The sequence below is a fragment of the Selenomonas sp. oral taxon 138 str. F0429 genome, from assembly GCF_000318175.2.
Taxonomy (GTDB): Bacteria; Bacillota; Negativicutes; order Selenomonadales; family Selenomonadaceae; genus Centipeda; species Centipeda timonae.
This window is the reverse complement of sequence record NZ_KB290955.1, coordinates 1-5,572: the sequence shown is the minus strand read 5'-3', so window position 1 is coordinate 5,572 and position 5,572 is coordinate 1. Positions and strand designations below refer to the sequence as shown.

Sequence of the window (5,572 nt, the reverse complement as noted above, 5' to 3'; positions counted from 1 at the left end):
TCCCGCAAAATTTGTGCATAAGCATTCCCCCACAGGAGGAGATGTGCCATGAGCGTCTCACGAAAGACGAAACTCGTCATCTCGGGATTCGGCGCATCGTGGAGCAGGAAGTATAACGGGTGCTCCGGCACGCGCTCCTTGCCCTGTTCTTTGTAGACGTAGACGTGAAGCGGCAGCCCTGCGATGGACTCCGCGAGAATACGGACACAAGCATAGACCGCCGTTGTCTGCATTGCCGTCCGTTCGTTGACCGCCTTGCCTGCCGCAGTCTGCCCAAACAAAAAGGACAAACCGCCGAGGTGATTCATGGGCTTGTCCCGCGAACGAAAGAGTTTTGTGAAGAAGTTCATGGAAACCTCCATTTCCAAAACGGTATGAAAAAGCCTTACCACAGAAGATGATGAGAGCAAGAGCACCGCCCTTTCGAGCGGCGCTCCCTCATTTCGGTTTTAGAAGTTTTCGATGCAGGAAAGCTCCATGCTGTTGATTGCGGCTGTGAATCTTGCCCCCCGCGCAATCTCGTCGGCGGCTTTCAAAAGTTCCTCCGGCGTTGGATCTCCGCCCATCTGGCAAATGCCGGCGTTGGCTTTGATTTCCCAGAAAACCTTGCGGGCTTCCCAATCCGTCTTGTCATAATCCCTCTCTTTGCGAACCTCGATGCGGATGTAGCTGTCTTGGTTGCTCTCGTTTGCCCAGCCCATCGTGTTTTCCTGCAGCTTGAGTCCATACTCGGCAGCCTTGCTCTCGATGACCTTGGCGATTTCCTGCTTGTTCATTTTCTTTTCCTCCGTTTCTTGGTTCTTCGGTTTTCCCCTTCGGTATGTGTATATTCCCGTACTATCACAGAAATAGCAAGGCCATATGTGCGTATACAATCGCCCTAAAATGCCCATATGCCGCGACTCTCATACACCGATTCCGACGTATCATTTCCACAGCGGATCGCACGGTCGAGTGCCATGATAAGAGCAATCACACCGTCGATCTTCTCGGTGGATTTCTCCTTGTCTGCCTTGATGTTCCCCGCAGGATCGGTGCGTATGAAGATGTTGTCTGCCATCCAGCGCATGACGGGATGCCCGCCGTGCGCTATTTTCTTTTCCAGCGTCAGCTTCATCAGCTCTTTGGTCGGCGGACTCATATCCTTGAAGCCCTGCCCGAACGGTACGACGGTGAATCCCATCCCCTCAAGATTCTGCACCATCTGTACCGCGCCCCATCGGTCAAAGGCAATCTCGCGGATGTTGTACTTCTCGCCCAGTTTCTCGATGAACGCCTCGATGAATCCGTAATGCACCACATTTCCCTCGGTGGTCATAAGAAAGCCCTGCTTCTCCCACACGTCATACGGCACATGGTCACGCCGCACACGAAGGTCGATGTTCTCCTCGGGAATCCAGAAATACGGAAGCACGGCAAACGGCTCATCCTCCTCCGTCGGAGGGAACACGAGGACAAACGCCGTAATGTCCATCGTAGAGGAAAGGTCAAGACCACCGTAGCAGACGCGCCCCGTGAGGGCTTCTACATCCACGGGTATGGCACACGCATCCCATTTGTCCATTGGCATCCACCGAACGGACTGCTTCACCCACTGATTCAGCCTCAACTGACGAAAACTGTTCTCCTCGGCAGGGTTCTGCCGTGCAGAGTCACACGCCGCCTGTACCTTGTCAATGCCGACCGTAATCCCGAGGGACGGATTCGACCGTTTCCAGACCTCCGGGTCTGTCCAATCCTCATCCTCCTTCGCTCCGTAGATCACAGGATAGAAGGTCGGGTCGATCTTTCGCCCCTCTAGAATATCCACTGCTTTCTGATGTGTCTCGTAGCAGATAGACTGCGTGTCCGTTCCTGCTGTGGTGATAAGGAAATAAAGAGGCTGCATCCGCGCATCGCCCGAGCCCTTCGTCATAACGTCAAAGAGCTTGCGGTTCGGCTGTGTATGCAGCTCATCGAACACCACGCCGTGAATGTTGAAGCCGTGCTTTGAATATGCCTCTGCCGAAAGCACCTGATAGAAACTGTTCGTTGGCAGATATACCATGCGCTTCTGGGAGGCAAGAATCTTTACTCGCTTGCTGAGTGCGGGACACATACGCACCATGTCTGCTGCGACCTCAAACACGATGCTCGCCTGTTGACGGTCAGCGGCGCAGCCGTAAACCTCGGCACGCTCCTCCCCATCGCCGCAGCAAAGAAGCAGTGCAACCGCGGCCGCGAGTTCGCTGTTGTGGGTTGGAACGAAGGATTCCCCTACCAGATAACAATGACTCGCGCTGTCCACCTGAATGCACTGCATGGGGACACACTCTTTGAGCGGCACGATGTCTGCCAGATAATGAAAACAGGAGCGAGTTTCCTTAACCCGCTCCCGTTTCCGGCAGATTTTCCGATGCAGTTTTGATGTCGGTTGATCGTCAAATGTGGTGAATCGTATGATGTATAATGTCTCCCCCGTCGGCTTTCCACATCGCGTAGACGGTGCTTCCGTCATGGCATTCTTGATGCCGAGACTCCACAAGAGTTCGCGTACTGATTCGGCAAGCTGCTCGATGGTGCTGACGTAAACGCTCTGCGCTTTCCGACTGCCGATACATCCGTCAGAATCCATCAACCCTTGCAGGAGTTCCCATCGCTGTCGCTCCGAGGCTCTAAGATATGCGACTGGGATCACCTTATCGCGGAATGTCGGTACGAGGATACTCTTTAGTTCCTCATAGTACACGCGCACACTTCCCGGCTGAGGGATGCTGTTGTATGGAACATACGGCACATTCTGTGTGACCGCCTGTACGTCCTTATCACAGATAGTAATTTCGGGCTTGGTGGCACACCCGTTGCCGAGCCAGTATCCGTAAATATACGGATCAACAGGAAGATCGCACACCCTGAGATTCAACGGCTTTGCCACAGGGATTCGGATGATGGAGCGACGTGCCTCCTTCTCGTTATCCCGATATTTTTCTCTGTGTTTCATCGCCCGATGGTAGATTTCACCCGTTGTCCAAAGGACGGATCGCGGCTCGCCGATGATGTAATCCACATTCCAGAGATGACGCTCTCCCGCGACGATGGAGGAACCGTCGCGGAAGGTCAGCCGATAGGCTTGCTCCGTATCATCCACATCGCTTTTGGCGACAACACGGCAGGGCTGTCCGTTTTCATCAAAAACGATATCTCCGACACGAATATCACCCATCGTGGTAAATCCACTCGGGGTAGGGATTTTCGTATCGAGAGCAAGCTGTTTTCCCTGTTTCTTGGGAATCTCGACGTATGCCGTATTGAACTGCCGATAACCGTTCGGCTTGAGGATGCCGAAGATGTCACGAATGATCCGCTCCTGCCAGTCGATGAGTTCGAAGGGCTTTCCTGCCCACGTCCCCTTCGTGTGACACAGACACTCGATGAAGCCCACGGCATAGTTCGCAGCGGCTTTGTCATAATGCGCGTTCTCTGCCATGAACCTCGTCGGCTTGTAGTCCGTCAGTTTCCGCATGAAGTCACCTCCTTCCAAGTGTATGCAAACGAGAAAACCGCCCGCAGGCGGTTCTTGGTAAATTGTGTATTTGTCTATTTGTTGCTATACTCGTATGCTGCAGCGAGGATTTCCTCGTCAAAGCCAAATTTCCGATAGGCTTCATCAAGGACGGTAAGATAATCGACGGTGGGCAGTCCAAGTTTGCGTTCCTCGTGCATGATGTACGCCATACCGTGTGTTCTACCACAGGGCTTTCCGTCCGCATCGGTTTTCACGGCTTGGACTGTCCGTTTGTAGTAGAACGTCGGGAATCCCTCGTAGCGGTCAAGCCGTTCCTCGTCCTTTTCTGAAATACGCCACAGCAGAATTGGAACTCTTTGTCCTTTCTCCTTCTCAATCGTCGCATACGCTCCCGTCTTGCTCCCCTTGAACATGAGCCGCCAGCCTTCGAGGAGTCCCGTCCCCAGAAGCTCCGCCTCCGGGCAGCGAAACGCCATCTGCCGCTCGTCCATGTTCGAGCCGTAAGCGATGTAAATCTTCGTTTTCATCTTCATCATCCTTTCCGCTTCCGAAGGAACATCTCTTCTACCGCCCCAAGCCCGCCAGAAGGCGGGCAGTGTCGGGTCTTTGGCATTTATGCCGAAGGGGTGCTCCTGCCGAAGCGGAAAGCGGCATCGCCTGCAAGGTTCCTCGTGAGGATGTCCCGCGCCGTGGCGAATTCCCCGCCGATGAAGCCGAGGCGCATCAGCCATGTCCGCATTGCGAATTTCGGGTTCTCCCGCTGTGGTTCTTTGGGGCTTGCCGTCCTTACTGTCTTTGCCATTTCGGAAAGGGCAAGGCAAAGCTGGATGTAGCTCTTGATTTCCCCTGCGTGGATGCCTCCCTTGCGCTCTGCCGTGGGATTGGCGAATTGGAAGAGGCGGAATTCGATGGTGCCTTTCGTAAAGGTAGCGTGGAGATTGAGGCAATGGTAGCGTGAGCCGTTGTAGTGATGTCCTCTGCCGTATGCGGCACAATTCCCTTCGTACCAGATGTCTGCGAGCTTTTCCATTGTCTGTGGCTTTTCTTTGTTGAGCCGGTCGAGGAAGATTCGATCCACTGTCCTGCAGTAGCGTCCGATGCGGCTTTGGTCGATGCGCATCGCGGCGATCAGGAGGGTTTCGTGGCTTGCCATCAAATTGGCGAGGTTGCGGAGGGTCTGCGCCGTGTGGTCGTCCTTGCCGATGTGGATGTGTACGCCGCACATATGGGCGGGGTTGCTCTTTGCTCCTGCATGGCGCAGTCTGCGCAGAAGTTCCTGCAGGAGTTCGATGTCCTCGTAGCGGAGGATGGGCGTGACAAGTTCGGTCTGCTCTGCGCTGCCGGCGGCGTCGATGCTGACATCGCGTTGGAATTTCCACTCGCGCCCTTGCGCGTCCCAGGCACTCCATGTGCAGTAGCCGTTGCGATATGCCGTATCCTCGAAGCGTCCCGTACCGAAGAATTCTGCCGCAATCCCGGCGGCGTCCCTGCGGGTAATGCCGTACATCTCGACTTCCACCCCGATGGTCTGCCTTTTCATGTCTGCAATCTGCCGTGCCGTTTCCGCTTTCATTTGGAAGCTCCCCTTTCTTCGCTGTCTTATGGGCTTTTCTCGTGTATATACATCACTCTAAAAGCCACATATAGCAAGCGAATATTGGGGTATACTTGACGCTTGGAAGAATCATACGGTGCAACGAGAAGCAGCCCCGAAGGGCTGTTTTGTTGTTTGGTGCGGCTTAGATGCGCTTCATGCACCAAGCCATCGCGTGCCCGCCGTCCTCGAAAAGCTCGGTGGCGGCTTCGACGAGGTTCAGGCGGCATTCGATGTCCGCGAATCCCGTCTCCTCCGGCGTTTCGACCATCTCGTAGACGGCTGCGTGGAAGCCCCAACACTCCATCCCGACGACAAGGATCTGCTCGCCGTAGCGAAGGATCGCGCCGCTCGTCCCGAACCGCATCTCATCGAGGTGCTCCATCGTGGTGGTCTTCGGCCATCTTGCTTCTGCGCTTTTCATTTTCGTTTCCTCCTTTGTGTAGGTTGTTCCCTTCGTCATGTGTATATAT

General features: G+C 54.6%; 6 protein-coding genes. All 6 read right to left on the bottom strand.

Going from position 1 to position 5,572, the window contains the following annotated elements:
- The coding region (locus HMPREF9163_RS12625) for a phage portal protein (RefSeq protein WP_037347161.1) at positions 1-350 on the bottom strand (350 nt) is incomplete at its 3' end.
- Between the two features lie 99 nt (positions 351-449).
- The gene (locus tag HMPREF9163_RS11350; protein ID WP_037347159.1) at positions 450-776 is read right to left on the bottom strand and encodes a hypothetical protein; all 327 of its coding nucleotides are present in this window, start codon (positions 774-776) and stop codon (positions 450-452) included.
- A gap of 104 nt (positions 777-880) precedes the next feature.
- Positions 881-3,502, bottom strand: coding sequence for a terminase TerL endonuclease subunit (locus HMPREF9163_RS11345; protein ID WP_009441951.1), 2,622 nt, complete (start codon positions 3,500-3,502; stop codon positions 881-883).
- A gap of 74 nt (positions 3,503-3,576) precedes the next feature.
- Positions 3,577-4,041, bottom strand: a complete 465-nt coding sequence (locus HMPREF9163_RS11340; protein ID WP_009441950.1) for a gamma-glutamylcyclotransferase family protein — start codon at positions 4,039-4,041, stop codon at positions 3,577-3,579.
- A gap of 77 nt (positions 4,042-4,118) precedes the next feature.
- Complete coding sequence (locus HMPREF9163_RS11335) at positions 4,119-5,078, bottom strand: amidoligase family protein (RefSeq protein ID WP_009441949.1); 960 nt, start codon at positions 5,076-5,078, stop codon at positions 4,119-4,121.
- Positions 5,079-5,244: 166 nt separating this feature from the next.
- The gene (locus HMPREF9163_RS11330; protein ID WP_037347163.1) at positions 5,245-5,523 is read right to left on the bottom strand and encodes a hypothetical protein; all 279 of its coding nucleotides are present in this window, start codon (positions 5,521-5,523) and stop codon (positions 5,245-5,247) included.
- Positions 5,524-5,572: the final 49 nt, after the last annotated feature.